Annotated in this window: 12 protein-coding genes and 3 pseudogenes; 9 read left to right on the top strand and 6 right to left on the bottom strand. The window is 68.1% G+C overall.

Features of this window, described 5'->3' with window-relative positions; all coding sequences use genetic code 11:
• The first annotated feature begins 89 nt into the window (after positions 1 to 89).
• Together ACFWRO_RS35200 and ACFWRO_RS35195 are read left to right on the top strand one after the other, a co-directional pair.
• Positions 90 to 2,360 (top strand): restriction endonuclease, encoded by a 2,271-nt coding sequence (locus ACFWRO_RS35200; protein ID WP_384518163.1) that lies wholly within the window; start codon positions 90 to 92, stop codon positions 2,358 to 2,360.
• A 69-nt stretch (positions 2,361 to 2,429) separates the two neighbouring features.
• A complete protein-coding gene (locus ACFWRO_RS35195) occupies positions 2,430 to 2,969 on the top strand; it encodes a GNAT family N-acetyltransferase (protein WP_384518189.1) in 540 nt (179 codons plus the stop codon).
• Positions 2,970 to 2,983: 14 nt separating this feature from the next.
• Here ACFWRO_RS35195 and ACFWRO_RS35190 read toward each other — a convergent pair.
• The 5 genes and pseudogenes from ACFWRO_RS35190 to ACFWRO_RS35170 all read right to left on the bottom strand — a co-directional run bounded on the left by ACFWRO_RS35190 (position 2,984) and on the right by ACFWRO_RS35170 (position 8,148).
• Positions 2,984 to 3,877: pseudogene (locus tag ACFWRO_RS35190) on the bottom strand (IS5 family transposase).
• Positions 3,878 to 4,036: 159 nt separating this feature from the next.
• A pseudogene (locus ACFWRO_RS35185) lies at positions 4,037 to 4,345 on the bottom strand (Rid family hydrolase); the annotation flags it as partial.
• A gap of 658 nt (positions 4,346 to 5,003) precedes the next feature.
• A complete protein-coding gene (locus ACFWRO_RS35180) occupies positions 5,004 to 5,465 on the bottom strand; it encodes a hypothetical protein (RefSeq protein WP_384518160.1) in 462 nt (153 codons plus the stop codon).
• A gap of 76 nt (positions 5,466 to 5,541) precedes the next feature.
• Positions 5,542 to 6,453, bottom strand: a complete 912-nt coding sequence (locus ACFWRO_RS35175) for a hypothetical protein (RefSeq protein ID WP_384518157.1) — start codon at positions 6,451 to 6,453, stop codon at positions 5,542 to 5,544.
• A 1,320-nt stretch (positions 6,454 to 7,773) separates the two neighbouring features.
• Complete coding sequence (locus ACFWRO_RS35170; RefSeq protein WP_384518155.1) at positions 7,774 to 8,148, bottom strand: DoxX family protein; 375 nt, start codon at positions 8,146 to 8,148, stop codon at positions 7,774 to 7,776.
• A gap of 115 nt (positions 8,149 to 8,263) precedes the next feature.
• Here ACFWRO_RS35170 and ACFWRO_RS35165 point away from each other — a divergent pair, with 115 nt between their 5' ends.
• Complete coding sequence (locus tag ACFWRO_RS35165; protein WP_384518152.1) at positions 8,264 to 8,746, top strand: MarR family winged helix-turn-helix transcriptional regulator; 483 nt, start codon at positions 8,264 to 8,266, stop codon at positions 8,744 to 8,746.
• A 331-nt stretch (positions 8,747 to 9,077) separates the two neighbouring features.
• Here ACFWRO_RS35165 and ACFWRO_RS35160 read toward each other — a convergent pair whose 3' ends face one another.
• Positions 9,078 to 9,416, bottom strand: coding sequence for a hypothetical protein (locus tag ACFWRO_RS35160; protein ID WP_384518150.1), 339 nt, complete (start codon positions 9,414 to 9,416; stop codon positions 9,078 to 9,080).
• Between the two features lie 677 nt (positions 9,417 to 10,093).
• On the opposite strand from ACFWRO_RS35160, the gene ACFWRO_RS35155 reads away from it, so the two are divergent.
• The 6 genes and pseudogenes from ACFWRO_RS35155 to ACFWRO_RS35130 form a co-directional block, all read left to right on the top strand.
• The gene (locus tag ACFWRO_RS35155; protein WP_384518148.1) at positions 10,094 to 10,813 is read left to right on the top strand and encodes a hypothetical protein; all 720 of its coding nucleotides are present in this window, start codon (positions 10,094 to 10,096) and stop codon (positions 10,811 to 10,813) included.
• 526 nt (positions 10,814 to 11,339) lie between these two features.
• Positions 11,340 to 12,592, top strand: a pseudogene (locus tag ACFWRO_RS35150) (helix-turn-helix domain-containing protein).
• Between the two features lie 91 nt (positions 12,593 to 12,683).
• Complete coding sequence (locus ACFWRO_RS35145; RefSeq protein ID WP_384518145.1) at positions 12,684 to 12,893, top strand: hypothetical protein; 210 nt, start codon at positions 12,684 to 12,686, stop codon at positions 12,891 to 12,893.
• A 1,597-nt stretch (positions 12,894 to 14,490) separates the two neighbouring features.
• Positions 14,491 to 14,817, top strand: a complete 327-nt coding sequence (locus ACFWRO_RS35140; RefSeq protein WP_384518142.1) for a CU044_2847 family protein — start codon at positions 14,491 to 14,493, stop codon at positions 14,815 to 14,817.
• Positions 14,814 to 19,106 (top strand): trypsin-like peptidase domain-containing protein, encoded by a 4,293-nt coding sequence (locus tag ACFWRO_RS35135; RefSeq protein ID WP_384518139.1) that lies wholly within the window; start codon positions 14,814 to 14,816, stop codon positions 19,104 to 19,106. Before ACFWRO_RS35140 ends, ACFWRO_RS35135 begins: the two co-directional genes overlap by 4 nt.
• Before the next feature lie 212 nt (positions 19,107 to 19,318).
• Positions 19,319 to 20,028: exonuclease SbcCD subunit D (locus ACFWRO_RS35130; RefSeq protein WP_384518137.1), on the top strand; the 710-nt coding region annotated here is incomplete at its 3' end.

Genomic DNA, 20,028 nt, shown 5'->3' with positions numbered 1-20,028 from the left:
CGCACAATCCTCCGCGGGTTCGGCCGGTGAAGAATGGAGCCCTGACGGCACCACTACGACTGTGCGAAGGCGGCATGGATTCTTTCGACTTGGGACGCCTGACGGATCATGACTTCGAGGTCGTCTGCCGGGACCTTTTCGGTGAGATTCTCGGCGTGCCGCTGGAGCTCTTCCCACGTGGCCGAGACCGGGGGATCGACCTGCGCCACACGGTGGCGGACGGGACCATGACGGTCGTCCAGTGCAAGCACTGGCCCAAGGCCGCGCAGGCGACGCTGACGAAGCGTCTGATCAAGGACGAGCTGCCCAAAGTCCTCGCACTGAAGCCGGATCGGTACCTCATCGCCACGAGCGTGGGCCTGACTGTGGACGGCAAGGATACGATCCGCGACGCGTTCGCTCCGTACGTACACACCACCGGTGACCTCTACGGAGTGGACGAGATCGTCGCCGAACTGCAGAGCAGACCCAAGCTGGTCCGACGCCACTTCCGTCTCTGGCTGAGCGGCACCGCCGTACTGCAGACGGTGCTGAACCAGGAGAAGTACGTGCGCTCTTCCTGGCTGCGCAAGCGCATTCCGCGTACGGCGGACACCTTCGTACCGCACGAGGGCTTCGACCGGGCGAAGGTCATCCTGGACGAGCAGCACGTCTGCGTCATCGCCGGGATTCCGGGGGTGGGCAAGACGACGGTGGCCCTGATGCTCGCTGCGTGGCTTATGGGCAACGGGTACGAGGTGCATGAGATCTCTCAGGACGCCGAGGAGATCATGGCGCTGTGGCGCGAGGACACGCCCCAGCTGTTCCTCTACGACGACTTCCTGGGCCAGACGACGCTGGAGTCCCAGCTCAACAAGAACGAGGACGCCCGCCTCATCGACATCATCCGGGAAATCCAGGAGGCTCCGGACAAGGCACTGGTGATGACGACCCGTGACTACATCCTGGAGCATGCCCTGCTGAAGCACGACAGGCTCGGCGCGCCGGACGTGTCACAGGCGACCAGCGTCGTCCATCTCACCGACCTGAGCCTCGGTGTCAGGGGCCAGATCCTCTACAACCACGTCCACCACGCGCAGCTGCCCGCCGAGCAGAAGCGGCCGTTCGCCGACCCGGCGGTGTGGCAGCCGATCGTCGAGCACCGCAACTTCAGCCCCCGGCTGATCGAGGAGACACTCCGGCTCGCCGCCCGGCGGGAGCAGGACGTCGCCGCCGCCGTACGGAAGAACCTCGACGATCCGCGGCGCATCTGGGAACGGATCGTGGAGAACGATCTGACCGACGAAGCGGTACATCTGCTCGAAGTCCTCTTCACCCTGCGCACGGCCACATTGGACACGCTCAACGAATCCTGGTCCTGGTACCGCAAGGAACGCGGGCTGGAGTCAGACGTCCGGACCTTCCGCAGGGCACTGCAGGTGCTGGACGGCACGATGGTCGCCGTCGAGCAGGACGGGGTGTCCTTCCACAATCCGTCGATCGCGGACTACCTCCGCTTCCACCTCGACGCCGGGCGGGCCCCGATGGCCGCGCTCCTGGGTGCGCTGGTCGACCCGGTGCAGATTCACCGCCTGATCGACGCGGCCGCAATGGCGGATGGGGCGGGCATCCTCGCGCAGCTCAAGGCGGAAGCCGCACGGACCGAGTCCGCGGTGCTGGAGACGGCGGAATTCGTCGAGTGGTCCCCTGAAGTCGCGGACGAGAGCGAGGCGTCCAACCTCCAGTGGATCCTTCAGGCCGCTGAGCTGCTGGACTCCGCCCCACTGGCGGCGCATGTCGTCGAGGAGACGGGCCCGGACCAATGGCACGTCGAGCACGTCGAGCACCTCGTCAGTCTGGTGCACGCCATCGAAGGCAGCCGGCTCATCGCTGAGGAGGACGCGGCGCGCATCGCCGGTGAGGTGGCGGACGCAATCCGGCTGGAGCTGGCGGAGCAGGTGGAGCAGGTGGAGCACGGCGACTGGTACGGGGCCATCGGCCTCTACGAAAACCTGGAGACGATTCCCGGCGACTCGCTGAGCGGCCCCCCGCTGGAGGCCCTCATCGAGTGCGCGCTCGAAGCGCTTCACCTGGTCGTCGGCGAGGATGAGTCCCTCTTCGACGCTCAACCGCTGGAAACGCTGCTGCAGTTCCTGTTCGACCAAGGCTACGAAGACACCGCCGGCGACGGGTCCGCTGAGGACCTCGCCACCGTCCAGAAGATGCTCGACCGGTTCGCCAAGCTTCGCAAGCTGCCACGCTTCGCGCCCCGTCAGGAGACCGCCGCACCAGGCCCATACAGCAACGAGGAGCGAGACCGCGAGGTCATTACCGAGCTCATGAAGGGGCTGAGAAACCCGGGCATCACCCCCGGCGCATAAGTGCCTGTTTTTGAACCGGTATTTAGGCGCGACTGCATCTGGCAAGATCAGCTTATGGCTCGACATTCGGTGACCTTGAGCAGAATCGAGCTCGCAGACTGGCGAGCTGTCCATGCCTGGGCTTCCCTCGTTGAGGTCTGTCGCTTCCAGACCTGGGGACCGAACACCGAAGAGCAGACGCGCGCCTTCGTGATGACCGCGGTCGAGGCCTGGTCGCACACACCTCAGCAGCGGTTCGCTTCTGTAGCGCGTGTAGATGGCGACGTAGTCGGCATGGGTGAGCTCCACGTCCGGAGCCGAGGGAAGCGTCAAGGCGAGATCACTTATGCGGTGCATCCGCGGGTTTGGGGACAGGGCGTCGGAACGGCGATCGGCAGGGAACTACTGGCGCGAGGGTTCGAGGATCTTGAGCTCCACCGCATCTATGCCACCTGTGACCCGCGGAACCTTGGGTCGGCGCGGGTGCTCAGCAAGCTCGGCATGACATGGGAAGGACGTCATCGTCACACCGCTCTGATCCGGGATGGTTGGCGAGACTCCGAAATGTTCAGCATCCTCGAAGACGAGTGGCATGCGGTCACCCCATCCTCTCGACCGCCGCAGGGATGACTCGTCGGCCTGGTTCACGATCCCGGTCCATTCGACCAACTTGCCCAGGCCCCTTTGCGGGTCAGCTCTTGGGTGGGACTGAGGAGTTCCCGGCGCTTGCGGGCGAGGCGCCTTGTCATGAGGGTGATGAGTGACCAGTTCAGGTGCGCTTCGCTGTGCTGCGGGAGGCGTTCGTAGTCGCGGACGTTGCGACGGACGTTCATCAGCCAGACGATGGTCCGCTCGACTTTCCAGCGGCGGGGCAGCATGACGAAGCCTTTCGCACCGTGGGGGCGGGACACGGTCCGCAGGGTGAGCCAGAGGCGGTCGTCGGCCCAGTTGACGAGCTGGCCGGCGTAGGCGGAGTCGGCCCAGACCTGGGTGATCTGCGGCTGGGTGAGTCGCAGGCGCCAGAGCAGTTCGCGGGCTGCGTCCCGGTCGGTCATGTCAGCGTGCCACCGTGATCATCACGGGCAGGCCCAGGGTGTCGACCGCGATGTGTCTATTGCGTCCGTTGATCTTCTTCCCGGCGTCGTAACCCCGCGTCGCCTTCGAATGGTCTCAGCGGCTTTCACGGACTGGGAGTCGATGATCAGCGTGACCGGGTGAGGACACCGGCCCTTGTCCGTACGGATCCGCCGACGCAACTGGTCGCGGATATAGGCCAACCCGCCGGCCCGGTTCCACCTCCGGAAGAACCCGTAACAGGCTTCCCAGGGTGGGAATTCCGCTGGTAAGGCCCGCCATTTGGCACCGTTGTCGACGATGTAGCGGATCGCGTCGACGATGTCCCGCCGAGGCCATTTCTCCGGGTGCCCGCCGGTCTTGGCCTGGCAGGCAGGGACTGGTAAGAGGGGTTCGATCAGGGCCCACTCGGCGATCGTGGTGTCGGAGGGACATCGGCTTCGGCGCCGCGAGGAAGCAGGCATGACGCGCGCGGCAGGGTTGGTAGCGGGTCTATTTGGTGAGCTGTGCGAGGGTCGCGCGGACGCCTGTGAGCTGGGCGGATGCGAGCTGAGCCCATTCGTCGGCGGGGTAGCGGGCCAGGTGCAGGTCGAGGGTCCCCGTGATCATCCGGGTGAGCCGGCGAAGGAGTCCCGGACTGTTTCCCAGGCGGCTACCAGGTCCTCTCGCCGGGCTGATGCGACGAGGACCCTTGTACTGATGACGTCCTGGAGTGACGCACCGGAGGCGGCGAGAGCGGCCTGCATGTTCTCGATGGCTTTCGCTGCCTGGCCCGCGTAGTCCCCGATTGCTGCGGTGGAGCCGTCGTCGTTCAGGGGACACGCCCCTGCGAGGAAGATCAGGCGTGATTCGGCGGGCGCGGTGGCTGCGTAGGCGTACTCGGCGGTGTCGGACAGGGAGGCGGAGCGGATCAAGGTGATGGCACGAGCCACGGTCGTCGGGGTCCTTTCCCGTCGGGTGCCGAGCTCGGACATCCTGCCAACGCCCCGTTTGTTCCCGCCTTCCCTTTTCTTGGCCCGCGTCCACGCGCGGCGCCGTCACCTTGGGCTCGGCGATCCACGAGCCGAGTGATCACCAACTGATTCCGGAGCCCGTCGCCTGACGCTGTTCCCGGAGATCGGCGAAGTCACTGGGGCACATCTCGGTCGGGGTCTGATGTGTCGTCAGGCCTCTTGAACTGCTTTCCTGCGAGTTCGACGGGAATGCTGCGGATGTGTTGAGAATCCTGGTCTGTGTGCGGGGTCGCCTGCCGCTCGGGCACCCGGCTGGTCAGGTCTTGCGTACAGCGCAAGGTGCTCGAGATCGTCCGGACCGCGGACCTCCCGCTGCGCGTACGCGGCTGTGCCCTGCGGTCCCCGTAACGGGGGGCGAAGCGGTGTGAAGCGGACCGCCGGCTCGAAGGGCTTGGGGTGTCCTGCCGTGAAGCGGGAGCCGGGCATGACTGTGATCAGCGCGACCTTCCCGCTGCCGAGCCTCGTTGACCAGGCCATGGCCTGTTGCCCGCATGCCCTGGGGTGTGTTCTTCGGTGGGTTGGGGTCCGGGGCGGCGCGCCAGTCTGGTCCGTCGCGCCGTCCCGGGTCATGTGGGGGTCAGCTCATCCAGGTGCCTGCCGCGCACTCGGAGGCGGTCACCCAGCGGTGTGAGCCGATGGAGTTGTCCATGTTCTCGCCGTTGTTGAAGTGGTTGCGGGAGAGGTTGTCGACGAAGTACTCGTTGGGTGAGAGGCAGGCGTAGGAGCCGTCCATGCCGAAGATCCAGTAGAAGGCGACGACGTCCTTGCCGCCGATGTAGCCGCTGTTCATGACGGAGGACGCGCGGTTGTAGTCCTGGTCCTGGAAGGCGCCTTCGACGTCGCCCCAGCTGCGGTCGTTGCCGGCGGTCGCGCCGAGCAGCTCGCCCTGGCAGTCGTAGCCGTCCCAGGCGCGGACGTGGCCGTCGCGGCCGGGCCACTTCGCGTTGCAGCCGGAGGCCGCCTGGGCGGTCGTCGGGATCGTGAGGCCCAGGGCCGTCAGGCCCAGCGTCACGACGGTGGTGGTCAGCTTCTTTCGCATGGTTCTCTCCCGTTTGACGTACATGTCATGTACATGCTGCTTCCATGGCCGGTCGGCCGTGGAGGGTCTGTGGTGGTCAGGTCCGGGGACCGACCAGTTCCGCGGCGCGGGCGAACGCCTCGTGCTGGATCCGGCGGCTGGTGTCGATCGCCTCGCCGTAGCGGTCGCGCAGCGCGTCCACGTGGAAACGTTCCCGCTCGGCGCCGACGGTCTTCAGGGACGCGGTACGCGCGCATGTCGCCTCGGCGGTGGCGATCTCCCGCTCGGTGGCGAACGACTTCTCGGAGGTGCCGGCGTCCGGCAGCATGGCGGCGGCACGCCGGGCCGCGGCGGGATCGGCGTAGGAGTGCCCTGCCCGCTCCATGCACCGGGCCCAGGCGTTCAGCGCCGCCTTGAACTCGTCGTCCCTCAGCACCTGGGGAACGTAGAGCGGCCGAAGGTTGGCCGCGACCTTGTCGGCGCGGAACCACGTCGTCAGATCGCCGTAGAGCCGCTTCTCGGACTCGGCGGCGCACCCTCCGACCTTCTTGCGGATCGTCCCGCCGCCGGGCAGGCCGGCCGAGATCACCGGCGCGTCGAGCCCGCCGTCCAGGGCCTTGTCGTAGGCCGCCCGCCGCTGGGGAGAGAGCGACGCGCGGTAGGCCAGGTTGGGGTTGGCCTGCCGGGCCCGGTCCTCCTTGGCCTGGATCCGGCTGCCGTACCCGTGCTCGCGGGCCCAGTCGACGTCGTCCTGCACATAGCCGACCGTGCGGCTCTCCTCCAGGCTCAGCCGCTCGGCCTCCCAGAACTTGAACCCCTGGCGGGTCATGCAGCTCCCGATCAGACGCTGTTGCGCGTCCGCGATCCGCAGCTGCTCGACATCGGTCAGGGGCCGGATCCCGGCCGACGCCGCCGCGACCGGCCGCGGCGGCTGGTCCTGCGCACAGCCGGCCGTGACCACCATCAGCGCGGCCAGAGCTCCCCCGACAGCGAACGCACGCTTCCTCACCGGACTTTCCCCCGTTGCTCCGGCGCCCACCACTGCTGGCGCCGCGGACACACCTGTGCCCGCCCCCCGACGACAACTGCCCGCCCCCGCAAGCCACTGGATGTGTCCTGCGAGGCACTGGACAACGTAAGGGACGGCACTGACAGCCGAGCCGTTCCAGCTCTGGGGCACCAGTTGCAAGCGATGCCCCAGAGGGGCCGCTGCTGCCGTCCGCGCGTATCCCGGCTCTCGGTTCCCAGGGCGTGTCGCGAAAGGAGCGCCGTCCGCCCGAACGGCGGGCCCTGCGGCGTCGGGTGCGTGCGGTCGCAAGGCGGAGGGTCGTCCTCCTGCCGGGCGCACTCGAACGACCCCGACAACGCAGCGTGGGGCCCCTCCTGTGCCCGAAGGGCTACAGGGGGAGCGCGTGCCAGGCGTTTGGGCCTGCTGCGAAAGTTGTTGGGGGGAGGCAATCCCGTAGGCCCCGTCGCTACCCTGGATACGACCGCGATGCAGGGGGCAATGGTGGGACGAAAGGCACGACGGGCCGCGGGGACGCAGTCCTTCACGGATCTGCTCCGGCATCCGAGTCGGCTCATCGAGCAGCTCGCAGGAGACACTCGGTATCGCGCCGAGGCGGACGTCGTAGTGTTGAACACTGGAGGGACTCGCGAGGTCTCCGCGTTCGTCCGTGACGGCCACCGTTTCCGTCAGGGGTCGCTGATTCTGGATCCTGCCGCAGCGTCGCCAGTGGTGTGGCGGCCGCTTCGAGTCCTCGGCAGATCCGGTGAAGACGTGCCCTTGACTGCTCCGTTCCACGTTCATGGGGCGGGCCTGGTCGCCGGCCCGGGAAGTGGGGCGGTCGACAAGGGAGTGTTCCGTCTGCTGTCCCTGCAAGCCGCTGATCGCTACTGGGAACTCGCCATCCCCGCTACGGACGTTGCTCTGGTCCGTGCCGCGCTGCGTGGCGATGGCACCGGAAGCCAGCGAGAGAGCCGCTGATTGACCCTCCGCGATCGCGACCCCGGATGTGTTGCGCCAGAAACGGCTTCTGACTCAACTCGTCAGAAGCGCGGCCCGACAGTGGGATGCGAGGCCAAGGCACAGGCTCGCGCGCGACCGGTCTCAAGCAGCTCATCGACTGGATCGCGCCCTCTCTCGCACGCGTGCGAGAGAGGGCGCTGCTGTTCCGGCCCCGGCGGAGGAGCGTCTGTGTCGGCGTGCTCGTGGAAGTGCACTGCGGAGCGGAGTAGAGAGATACGTGCGCCAGTTCCTTCCTACAAGATCATGCTGGGGAGAGGGGAGAGGGGAGAGGGGAGAGGGGAGAGGGGAGAGGGGAGAGGCTTAGAAGGCGTGAGGGCCGAAGCGGCCCCAGGCGAGGATCGCGGCCAGGGTGAGCAGGATGAGCGTGACCGGGAGGGCTTTCGCTTCCTTCCGGCGCAGGTGCACGGCGGTGGCGCACAGCATGGTCGCCGCGAGTCCGAGGGCGGCCCAGGCCGCCAGGCCTGGTGCGATGCCCAGCACGGCCGGGAGGATCAGCCCCAAGGCGCCGAGTACCTCGATGGCGCCGATCGCCTTGACCGTGCCCGGGGAGAAGTCCCCGGCCCAGGCCATGCCGGAGGCGGCCAGCTTCTCGCGTGGCTGGCTGATTTTCATCAGGCCGGCCATCAAGAACAGGAGCGCGAGGACGCTCGCAACGATCCACAAGGCGGTGTTCATCAGGGGATTTCCTATCCATTGACTTGAATCTTCAAGCTCAAAGCTAACCCGACACGCTTGAAGCGTCAAGTGAGTGGGTGGGATTTGACTTGAAGGATCAAGCTAGGATGGGGTTATGGACACGCATGAACCCCGCTGGCTGAACGCCGAGGAGAGCCAGACTTGGCTCTCCCTGGCCGCCATGGTGATCAATCTGTCGAACGCGCTGGACGCGCAGTTGCTGCGCGACGCCGGGATCAGCCACTTCGAGTACCAGGTCCTCGCCACCCTGTCCGAGGCCACCGAACGCACCATGCGAATGAGCGACCTGGCGATCCTCACCAACGGCTCGCTCTCCCGGCTGTCCCACGTGGTCAAGCGCCTGGAGAAGCAAGGCTGGGTGCGCCGCACCCCCGACCCGGACAACGGCCGCTACACCCTGGCCATCCTCACCGAAACGGGCTGGGAGAAGGTCGTAGCCACCGCCCCGGGCCATGTCGAGGAGGTCCGCCGCCTCGTCTTCGACCCCCTTACCCAGGCCCAGCAGCGCACCCTGCGCGCCATCGGCGACCGCGTCAATCAGGCCATCGACCCCACCGACGCCTGCCGCCCGGACTGACGATGTGCCTCACACCTCGTCCGGCCCGCCCTGCCCCGCAGAAGGCTCATCGTGTCCTCGATATTCGATCCCGCCATGCCGGCCGGCCCCTACGACGACTTCCCGCCCGGAGCCCTGCGCCGTGCCCGCGCCCCGCGCGACTGGACCCGCCGACGGTCCCCTGCCCGCCCACCCCGCGCCGCCAGTGCTCGTGCTCGGGGTTGAGAACCCGCAGGTTGATGGATGCCGCGAGGGCGGCCGGGTCGCGGGGCGTGGAGAACTTCAGCAGGGCCTTGGTGGGGGCACCGGCGCCTCCGGAGCCTTCACCGCTCCCGCCCGTACTCCTCCCGCTCTAGTTGACGGGCTTGTAGCGGCTCGGGGCCGGCTGCTCCGCGAGCCTCTCCACGATCCTGGCGTTGTGTGCCCGTAGCGCTTCCAGGAGCTTGGCGAGCCCGCCGAACGCCCGGGACGTGAGCATGTTGTCCGCCGTCTCTCCGGGCCCGAGCAGCACCGGCACGACGGGCGAGGCCGTCTTGCCCTCGCCCGGCTGCATCCGCAGAGCGCGGCCCACAACCTGGACGAGGTCGGGCATGGAGCCGCGTACGTCCGCCCAGTAGACGGAGTCGCAGTTACGGGTGTCGACGCCCTCAGCCAGGACCTTCACCGAGCTCAGGTAGCCCTTCTCCGCCACGGTGCCGTCCGTGGCGATCCGGCGGCGAACTCCCCAAAGGACCCGGCGGCGGTGGAGCGACTTGTGCTCGCCGCACAGCAAGTCCGCCCAGATCGTCTTCGGGTACAGCTCGGGGTCGGCGTCGTGCAGCTGCGCGGTGGCTACGTCGGTGAGAGCGGGGAGCGATTGTCAGTGAGCCTGGAGAGCAGATGCCGCCTGGTGGCTCGTCAAGTGTCGGCGAGGACCGAGAGCGGCGTCGTGTAGTCGGTGGCCTGCCGGAGATCCCCAAATTGGGCGCGACCCGGTCGATCGGCCTGTCTACGGGCTTGTTCGCGGAGTCGGCGCGGAGTGCTGACGTCGTGGCGGGCAGCGGGCAGCGGGCAGCGGGCGGCGGTCGCCCCGTCTCATCTGCGCAGGTGCTAGACGTCCCTGACGCGGTACCTGCCGATGGCGAGCCCGTCTACCTGTCGGCCGGAACCGGGGCGCAAGAATCCCCGTGGTCAGAGGTCCAAGAGCTTGATCGGCTCGGGCCTTGATGGGTGCTGCGTCTGGTTCACCGGTGTCGGCCCGTGACGCCCCGCCATACTTACATGATGAGCAGTCAGGAAGAGTTAGCTGTGCCTGGTGGGACTATACGAATACGCCGAGACCGCTCGGAGGCCCTTCATGTCTTTAGGGTGTGGATCGACGATGTTCGGGTGGGACTGCTGCGTGCCGGTCGAGAAGCCATCTTCCCCGTGCCGTCGGGCCCCCACCGCGTGCAACTGCGCTGGGCATTTTCGCTGATGGGCAGAGCTGGGCAGAGCGAGGCGTTGCAGATCCTGGTAGGACCGGGTGAGGTCGTCCGCTTCGACAGCGAGGTCCTTGCGGGGCCGTGGGTGAACAGAATTCTGCTGCGCCGTCTGGGAGACCCGTCCATGCCCGAGCCCTCTGGTTCCGGCGCTGCGGACGCCAGGGTCCTGGGGGTCACGCAGATGAGGCGCATCGAGGAACTGCTCGGCGAGGACGTGCGGCTGATCGACAACCGTGCCAGCCCTGCCCCCGTTACACGCAGCCTGAAGGCCAGCCGCGAGTGGACCCGAACCCTGACGCTAGGCGAGGACCGCAGCGAAACCTTGGGCGGCAACGTGAGCGCGAACCTTCTCTGGCTCTCGGCAAAGGGAAGCATAGAAGCCGAACTGCAGCGCACCCTCTCCCTCGCAATCGGCAGTACACACCTGTTCGAAGAGGAAATCGGCGTCACGGTCCCCGAACGGACTGCCGTTCGGATCGTGCTGGGCTGGAAGCGCATCTGGCAGTGCGGCGAAGCCCGCGTGCTGCTCCCAGATAGATCGGTGCACATCGTGCCGTACCAGGTTGTGGTGAGCGTGACCTTCGATCAGAAGATCCAGGACGTCACCAGCCTCCCGAACGGATAGACCGCCTTCCTATGGGCATCGGCGCGCCTCACCGGGCGGCAGCCTTTGATGCCGTGAGCAGCAGCACACGGCCGAGTGTGAGGCGAGAACCGAGGCGCTGCCAGAACTCGGCAACACCGTTCCGCCGGACTATGGGGTGCTCTCGTCGCTCATCGACGAGTGCTCTCGATCCTCACCAATAGAGCCAGCGGCGATCTCGTTCAACGCGGCGTCGAGCTGCGCGACCTGCACGGCACTGTCTCTAGGTCAGCTGGTGGGCGTGCTGCTCCTCGGGCCAGCCGCCCTCCTGGGGTCGGCCGGCCGAACTCGTCCTGGAGCCGCAGTACTTCCGCGTACGCCGCGTCCGGTGTTGTTCCTATGCCGTGCAGATTCGTTTCAGCCACGGCCGGATCGTACGACCGGCCGCCGGAAATCCGCGGGTGGCCAGGCCCTGCAGGCCGGGGTGAATTCCTGCGGTCTGGATCACACGACCCAGGTCTCGCCCCATACCCTGGCGGTGTCGAGCTGTGCAGAGAGGGGCAAGGCCGTGTCATCTGATGCCACCCCCGAACCGTACGCAGACCCCCTGCGGTTCGGGCAGCGAATGCAGATCCTCCGGGAGCGGCGCGGCATGTCTCGCGAGGTCCTCGCGGGCCTGATCGGCAGGTCGGCGGACTGGGTCAAGCAGGTGGAGAACGGCCGCATCCAGGCGCCCGGCATCGACACGGTGCTCCGTGCCGCCGAGGCCTTGCGCGTCCGGGATCTCTCCGACCTCACCGGGCGCGCCGACATGCCCGCCCTGCTCTTCCAAGGTCCCGGTCATCCCCGTCTCGCCGCCGTTCGTGCGGCGGTCGACGCGCTGCCCCTCGGCAGCGTCTCTTCGGTGCCTCCCCGTGCCGAGCACCTTGCGGCACGCCTCGCCGTCGCGTGGAAGTCGAAGCACGAGGCGCCGAACCACCGCGAGATCCTCGGCGCGCTCCTGCCGGACCTGATCCGGGACGCCCAGCTCGCCGTGCAGCATGCCCAGGCGCCGGCCGACTGGCGCGCGGCGCAGGCGGTGCTGAGCGAGGTCTACAGCCTCAGCCAGTTCTTCCTGGCGTACCATCCGACCCGTCACTGCTCTGGCGGGTGGCCGAGCGCAGCACGGTCGCCGCCGCCCAGTCCGCCGACCCGCACGCCATCGGCGTCTCCGCGTGGCTGATGGCCCAGGCGCACCGGGACTCCGGACCCGGGCACTACGACGCCGCCGACGCGGTCACCATGCAGGCGCTGGAGCACCTCGCCCCGCTGCTGCCGGACGCCGGCGACCAGGTCCTCGCCATCGCGGGGGCGTTGCGGTTCGAGGCCGGCTACACCGCCGCCCGCCGCGGCAGCAAGGGCACCGCATGGGACCACTGGAGCCAGGCGAGGAGGATGGCCAAGGCCCTGCCCACGGGCTACTTCCACCCCGTGACGTCGTTCTCCCAGGCCATCATCGGCGCCCACGCGCTCACCGTGGCCGTCGAACTGCACGCGGGACCCGAGTCCGTACGCCAGGCCGCCCGCGCGGACGCCACCATCATCCCCTCCCGCCCACGCCGCGCCCGGCACCGGATCGAGGAAGCCCGCGGCTACCAGCTCGACGGCCAGCCCGACGTCGCCATCGCCACCCTGGAGAAGGCGTACGAGGCCGCCCCGGAGACGATCCGCTACAACGGCTACGCCAAGGTCCTGATCCTCGAGGAATGTTCGGCGCGCGCCGCAAACCGCCGACGCCGGGCCTCCGACCTCGTGGTCAAGGTCGGCCTCCTGGCCGCCTGAGACAAGGGGGTAGTTTCCTACCCCTTCCCCGCCCCCGGCGCTCCTACCGTCGACGTCACCAGCCACGTGACCTCGACGGGAGGAGCGCCTCATGACGCTCAGGCCCCGGCAGCGCGGGACGCTCCCCAGCCCCAGCGGACGCCCCTGCACGTACTGCCCGAACCCCGGCGCCGCCTGCTGCGTCCGCGTCCAGAAGGACGGCCGGCACATCTACGCCCACCGCATCTGCGCGGCCCTTGGCGGCGCGCTCCCGATGTACGTGTTCGTCGACGACATGCCCCGCATCGGCCCAGGCCAGTGAGCGCGCACCACCACGTGCGGCCCGAGTGCCGGGTCGACCTCCACCAGCTCTGCAAGACGGGCCCGGTCGTCACCGTGTACGGCGACGTGGCCCTCACGATCCGCTGTGACTGCCCCTGCCACACACCCTCGAAGAAGGAGCGCACTCATGGCCCGTAGCCGCCGATGCACCACCTGCGGCGTCACCAGGAAACCGAACGGAACACCGACCCTGATCGTGGCCGTCTTGGGCGGGAGGGACGTGTAGGCGTGCGCCATGCACGCGCCCGAACTCGCCGCCCCAGCCGGCGGTCCGATCGTCGCCATCGCCCGGTACCAGGACATGGTCCGCCGTCGAGGGCGCCTTTAGCCCATGCGTTCTCCGCGAAGCTGATCCTGACGGGCAGCCGGAAACCACCCCAAGCAGGCCTTTGTGGGGGTGCTCAGGCCAGCCAGCGGACGATGAGCCAGCCAGCGACGACCAGGAGGACCGCAGGCAGGAGGAACGGAATGCAGGACCGCCCCCGTCGAGGCCTTGGAGGCGCGGTGCGGCGGTAGTAGCCGCGCCTGCCCACTACTGCCCTCCTCGCCGGGGGGACGAAATTGGTGAGTACCGTCGGGGCCTCGTAGGGCCCCCACGACCACTCCTCAGACTCCCCTACGGTGCCCTGTCGGAGTAGGCCTCTCGCATTGCGATGCCAGTGCAGGCCCGCCACACCGGTGAAGTACACGTCCAGCGCTTCGCCCGCTCTGTAAAAGGCGTCTCGCGGAACGATGAAGTTTCGCACCTGGCCCGCCGCCAAGGATCCGGATGCTTCAGGGACGGACGCGCCGGCGATTTCGGCGCGGAGCTGAGTGACGGGCTGGCTGCTGTGGTTGGTCAGGCGCAGTTCCGCTATCTGCTCTCCGGCAGCGAGCGAGGACCACCTGAAGGCAACCTGGGCCTGGACGTGAGAAGCCTGAAATTGCACAGACCGCCGTTCTGCCTCCGCCTGACGCGTTGCCTGTTCTACCTCGGTCGCCCCCGCGGCGGCTCCTCGGGTCACTTGATGCCGGTGAGCGAGATAGCTGACGGCGAGCGCTCCTATGGCGACAGCAACTCCTCCAACTGCACTGATGACTTCAATCACAGACGCATTCTTCCGCCCGATCATTCGACTGTCGTTCGGTTCGGTGAAGTCGCTGGTGACACAGGACGAGTCCCAGGAACCCGTCACGAGCCCCCACGCGGCTCCTGGCGGCCCCTGACGGCCCCTGACACAGGGGGATGGTCGGTGGGGGGCGTGTCAGTGGAGATCCGTCCTCAGGTTGTCAGCGGAGTAGCCCAACGACCTGGTAGTTCACACTGACATGCCGTGACGGGCTGGTGCTGACACGAGTGACGAATAGCCAAGTCATTTTTCACGCCGACCATCACAGTGGTCGTGAGGCGCAAGCAGTCGGAGTGGGCACCCCAGACTCGGCGGCGGTCGCGGTGAGGGTGTTCTCCTGCCAGGAGCCGGGCCCGAACACGATCCTGATCCCGGACCCCAGCCCCTCGCAGTAGAGGTTCCGTGCACAGGACTGCACAACTGCCCTACGCTACACATGACTTGATTGAGCAACGGAGAGGTCATCGCGTGTACCTGAATGTCCCCTTCGAAGATGGTGAGGTCTTCGTTGTCGAGTTGCCGGACGATCAGGGGTCCGGGGTGATCCGTGCGAGTCGCGGCGACGAACTCTTCGAGACGTCAGCCGACACGTTCGAGTCAGGCATGGCCCGGGTGCAGCGGGTAGCCGCAGCGATGTTGGAGCGACTGGCGGACCTGCCACGCAAGCCTGATCACGTACGTGCGGAGTTCGGACTGCGGGTGACAGCGGAGGCAGGCCTGGTCGTGGCGAAGGGATCCGGGGACGCGCACATCAAGCTGGAGCTGGAGTGGGGCCGCGCCGAGGGCGGCACGTGACGCTGCCCGGCGAACCGGACTCCGCGTGGGAGCGCGGGACGGCCCGAGTGCTTCACGACGGCCGTCCGGTCGGGGTGGCGTTCCTGATCCCCGACCGGCTGCTCCTTACGTGCGCCCACGTCGTCGCCGCCACCGCAGGCCTCCCGGACAACGAACCGCTGCCGGACCTCCTGCCGGTCACCCTCGACTTCCCGCTGCTGCCCGGGCGTCCTGAGGCCTCAGCCTCCGTGCACTTCAGCGTTCCTGTGGCCGGCGACAGCAGCGGCGATGTAGCCGTCCTGCAGCTGAACGGCGAGCCCCCGCCGGACGCCGTACCCCTGCGGATCGTGGAGGCGGAGGACCTGGCCGGGCACCGCTGGCGGGCTTTCGGCTTCCCGAGGTATCCGGGAAGGGGCGGCAGCAAGGACGCCGGGATCTGGACCCGCGGCACCGTCGAGGGCCGCGAGGGTACCGGCTGGTGGCAGCTGACCTGCGACGAAGAGGCACCGTTCCCGCTGGCAGGAGGCTTTAGCGGGGCTCCGGTGTGGGACGAGGAATACGGGGGTGTCATCGGCATCGTCGTCGCCGTCGAGGGGGACCAGCGGCGCCGGACCGGCTACGCTCTCACCGTGGAGTCCCTCGCCCGGGAATGGCCTCAGCTGCGCAGAAAGCTGCTGGCGGACAGCCCCTACCGCGAACTTCTGGCTTTCACCGAGCACGACCGCGCCGTCTTCCACGGCCGGACGAACGAGACGCAGCAGCTGATCGAACTCCTCGAAGAGCAGCACGTACCCATCCTGCCTGTGTTCGGACCCTCAGGTGTTGGCAAGTCCTCGCTGGTCGGCGCCGGCCTGCTCGGGCGCCTCGACAGAGAGCGGTACGTGATCGCCCGCTTGCCCCACGGGCTGCGCCTGTCCGCTGAGGAGCTGCTGGCCTGGGCCCTTGCCTCGGCGGGAGACGCGGACACCATGCAGGCCGGCTGGCACGACCGCTGGTTGGCGCTGGCTCGGCAGCTCACCGATGAGCAGGGCATCCGTGCCGCCGCGGAGCAGACACTGGCCCGCCACGGCAGACGGTCCCGGCTGGTGCTGGTGGCCGACCAGTTCGAATCGCTACTCGTGGACGCACCCGACACGGCCCTTCGGCTGGACGCCATGCTCGGGGTTCTGACGGCTCGCCGCACGGACGGCAGCCGTCCCGCCCAGGCCGTGGTCGTCACCCGGATCGACTTTCTCCGGCAGATCGAGCAGCTTCCCCACCTCCGTGCGGCATGGGACGCCACATCCGTGGTGGTACAGCCGATGATGCGGATGCAGCTGCAAGAGGCGATCATCCGGCCGCTGGAGGGGCACGCGGGGGTCCGGTTCGCGAACGGCCTGGTCGAGCAGCTCCTGCGGGACACCCCGCCCGGTCCGGCCGCGCTGCCGATGCTGGAGTACGCCCTGAGCCGACTATGGGAGCGGCAGGAACGCGGGTGGCTGACCACCACCGCGTACCAGGAGCTCGGTGGCGTAGAAGGTGCCCTGGCAGGAGATGCGGAGCGCAGTCTGTGGGACTGGGCGGACGACGCCGAGCGGCAGGCGCTGGAGCGGATCTTCATCCAGCTCGTACGTCCCGGCGAGGAACTGGACGCCGGGGAGCGCGGCCCGGACACCCGCCGGGTTGCCGCTCGCACCCAGTTCTCCGAGGGCGACTGGGCGTTGATCCACCGGCTGGCCAGCACGCGGTTGGTCGTGGTGACGCGCCGTCCGACGGGCCGTGACACCGCTGAACTCGCGCACCAGGCACTGGTGGAGAAATGGGAGCGGCTGCAAGGCTGGGTGGAGGAGAACCGGGAGTTCCGCAGCTGGCAAGAGGCGCTGCGCCGTTCCCTGCGTTCCTGGCAGGAACAGGGCCGGCCGCGTGAACTGGTCCTTGGCCGGGAGCAGATCACGGAGGCGCGGCGGTGGATCGGCGCACGCGTCACCGAAGTGCCCGGCGAAGAGGTCGAGTTCGTCGAGGCCAGTGAGCAGGTCCAGCAGCGTCTCGCGCGTCGACGCCGCCTGATCCTCGCGGGCTTCGCCGTGCTCAGCGCACTCGTCCTCGTTGCGGCCGGCCTGGCCGCCCTCAACGCCCGCAGCAGCAGCGAGCAGCGGGCCCTGGCCGCCACTCGGAGCCTGACGGAGCAGAGCCGGCAGTACGCCAACGCCGACCCAGCCCTGGCAGCTCGCCTCGCCCTTGCAGCTCAGCGTATTTCCCCGACTCCGCAGACCCGCGCCCAGCTCCTGTCGATGGTCTCCTCACCTCTGCGGGCCACGCTCACGGGACACACGGGAGGGGTGAAGTCGGCCGCCTTCAGCCCGGACGGCAAGACCCTCGTGACCAGTGGTAACGACGGCACAGCACGACTATGGGATATGGCAGGGCGTCAGCAGGTGGCTGCACTGGACGGCCGCAGCAGCCAGGTGCAGACGGCAGCGTTCAGCCCCGACGGCAAGACTCTCGCCACCAGCCATGACGGCTGGACGGTGCGGCTGTGGGACGTTCATACGCGAAAGGAGACCGCCGCCTTGCCCGGCGTCGGAAGCCCGGCTGTCTTCAGCCCGGACGGAGACGTGATCGCCACCGCAGGCAAGCGGGGCAAGGTCGTGCTCTGGGACACCCGCACCCATCAGAGGATCGACGAACTCCAGGTTTACAGCAACGACGACGGCGCTCTGCCCTCCTACCTCGAATTCAGCCCGGACGGGAGGACCCTTGCCGTCGCCGGCCACGGCACCAACGACAGCGACAAGTCCGCGGTGCAGCTGTGGGACATACGGGAAAAGCGCCGCACAGCCATGCTGAGCGGTCACACAGGTTGGGTCCAGTCGCTGGCGTTCAGCCCAGACGGTGACACGCTGGCCACGGGGGCGAGCGACGCCACGGCGCGCCTGTGGGACGTACGCAGCCACCGCTCGCTGGCCACCCTCACCGGCCAGAGCGGTACCGTGTCCGCCCTGGCCTTCAGCCCGGACGGCCGGACGCTAGCGAGCGGAGGCCAGGACCGCTCCGTATGGCTGTGGGACGTGCGCGTGCGCACGGCCGTGACCATGCTGACCGGCCACACCGGGCATGTGGACGCACTCGCGTTCAGCCCGGACGGCACGATGCTTGCCAGCGGGTCCGGGGACGCCACGGTCCGACTGTGGGACATGCGGGTCGGGCGGCCACTCGCCGCCTTCGCCGGGCCAGCCGGTTCGGGACGCCCGGCGGCCTACAGCCCGAACGGCAAGGTTCTCGCGACGGGTGACGGCAACGGGACCGTGCACTTGTACGACGCCCGCACGCGACGCACGCTGGGCCGCCTGACCGGACACATCGGCGAGGTGAACTCGGTGCAGTTCAGCCCGGATGGCAGGTCCGTCGCCGCGAGCAGCTATGGCGATCCGACAGTCCTGCTGTGGGACGTACGCACCCACCGCCGCCTTGCCACCCTCGACCGTCACCGCGGCCCCGTTATCCGCGTCCTCTTCAGCCCCGACGGCCAAACCCTCGCCACCAGCGGTTACACGGACGGGACGACCCGCCTGTGGAGTGTACGGACCCACCAGCAGCTGGCGTCTATCTCCGGCACGGCCAGCTGGATGGCCTTCAGCCCCGACGGCAGTACCTTCGTAACCCGCGGCCGTGCGCTCTCGCCCGTGCAGCTGTGGAACGCACGGACCCACAAGCTCCTCGGCAGCCTCAACGGGCTCAAAGGCATGGTCAGTTCCGTAGCCTTCAGCCCGGACGGCAGCAGCCTGGCAACGGCAAGCTGGGACGGCAAACTGCGGCTCTGGAATGTGCAGCACCGTAGCCTCACCACAACGATCGCGGGTCACACCGACTCTGCGCAGACGGTGGCCTTCACCCCGGACGGGAAAACCCTCGCCAGCAGCGGCCGGGACGCCACAGCGAGACTGTGGGACATACGCACCCACCGCCGCCTCGCCACCCTCAACGGCCACATCGGCATCGTCTGGTCGGCCGTCGTCAGCCCGGACGGCAAGACCCTGGCCACTACCGGCGACGACCGGACGGTACGCCTGTGGGACGTCCAGACCTACCAGCAACTGGCCATCCTCACCGGCCACACCGGCGTACTGCGCTCGGCTCTCTTCGCCCCGGACGGGAACACCCTCACCACCAGCAGCACCGACAAGACCATACGGCTGTGGGACACCGACGCCTTCAACGACCTCGCCACCCTCACCGACGAGGCTTGCACGATCGCGGGCCGGTCCCTGACCGAAGAGGAATGGCGCCGCTACGTCCCCGACGGAGTCGCGTACCACCGGATCTGCCCCTGATATCCCTCCACGGCCAGAGCATAGGAGACGGTCACCGCCTGGTCTCAGGGATAGACGAAGAGGTCAGGGTGGCTTTTACCAGCGCCGCGAACTCCGCCGCGAAATCACCGAACTCGAAGCGCGGGAGCGCGAGCAAGGCCGGCGGGTGGCCATCGCGCGGGCCGAGCGGCACTGACAATCACACTGAGTGACGAAGCTCGAGGTCTACGCGCATGAGGTTCCTCCACACGTCCGACTGGCACCTGGGCCGCCGGTTCCATACAGAAGACCTGGTACCCGCCCAGCGCGTCTTCCTCGAATTCCTCGTCGACACCGCCCGGACCGAGAACGTCGACGCCGTCCTGGTAGCCGGCGACATCTACGACCGGGCCATCCCCAGCCTCGACGCCGTGCGCCTGTTCAACCACGCCCTGCACCAGCTCGCGGACCTGGACGTGCCGATCATCATGATCAGCGGTAACCACGACTCCGCGCACCGCCTCGGTGTCGCATCCGGTCTCCTGGCACGCACCGGAATCCACCTGCGGACCGACCCGGCCACCTGCGACACCCCCGTCCTCCTCGAAGACGCCGACGGCCCCGTTGCCGTATACGGCATCCCCTACCTCGAGCCGTCGATGGTCCGCACGGTCCTGGAAGTAGAAGCCGTTTCCCACCGCGCCGTGCTGACCGCAGCCCTGGACCGCATCCGCGCTGACCTCACCAGCAACCAGCCGACCGGTACCCGCTCAGTGATCCTCGCCCACGCTTTCGTCACTCCTGGCACCGGACAGCCGGAAGAACGCGACAGGACCGAAGAATCCATCAGTGAACGCGACATCACCGTGGGCGGCGTCGCCCATGTAGGCGCCGACGTCTTCGACGGAATCGACTACGTGGCTCTCGGCCACCTCCACGGCGTCCAGCGCGTCACTGACCGCAT

Origin of the sequence: Streptomyces sp. NPDC058579 (assembly GCF_042718575.1) — a bacterium.
Lineage (GTDB): Bacteria > Actinomycetota > Actinomycetes > Streptomycetales > Streptomycetaceae > Streptomyces.
This window is presented reverse-complemented; position numbering and strand designations above follow the sequence as displayed.

What these genes read in the sequence shown, in the direction of transcription:
- ACFWRO_RS35165 (WP_384518152.1), top strand. Translation starts at nt 8,264, where the DNA reads ATGGACACGCATGAACCCCGCTGGCTGAACGCCGAGGAGAGCCAGACT.
- ACFWRO_RS35145 (WP_384518145.1), top strand. Translation starts at nt 12,684, where the DNA reads ATGACGCTCAGGCCCCGGCAGCGCGGGACGCTCCCCAGCCCCAGCGGA.
- ACFWRO_RS35180 (WP_384518160.1), bottom strand. Translation starts at nt 5,465, where the DNA reads ATGCGAAAGAAGCTGACCACCACCGTCGTGACGCTGGGCCTGACGGCC.
- ACFWRO_RS35170 (WP_384518155.1), bottom strand. Translation starts at nt 8,148, where the DNA reads ATGAACACCGCCTTGTGGATCGTTGCGAGCGTCCTCGCGCTCCTGTTC.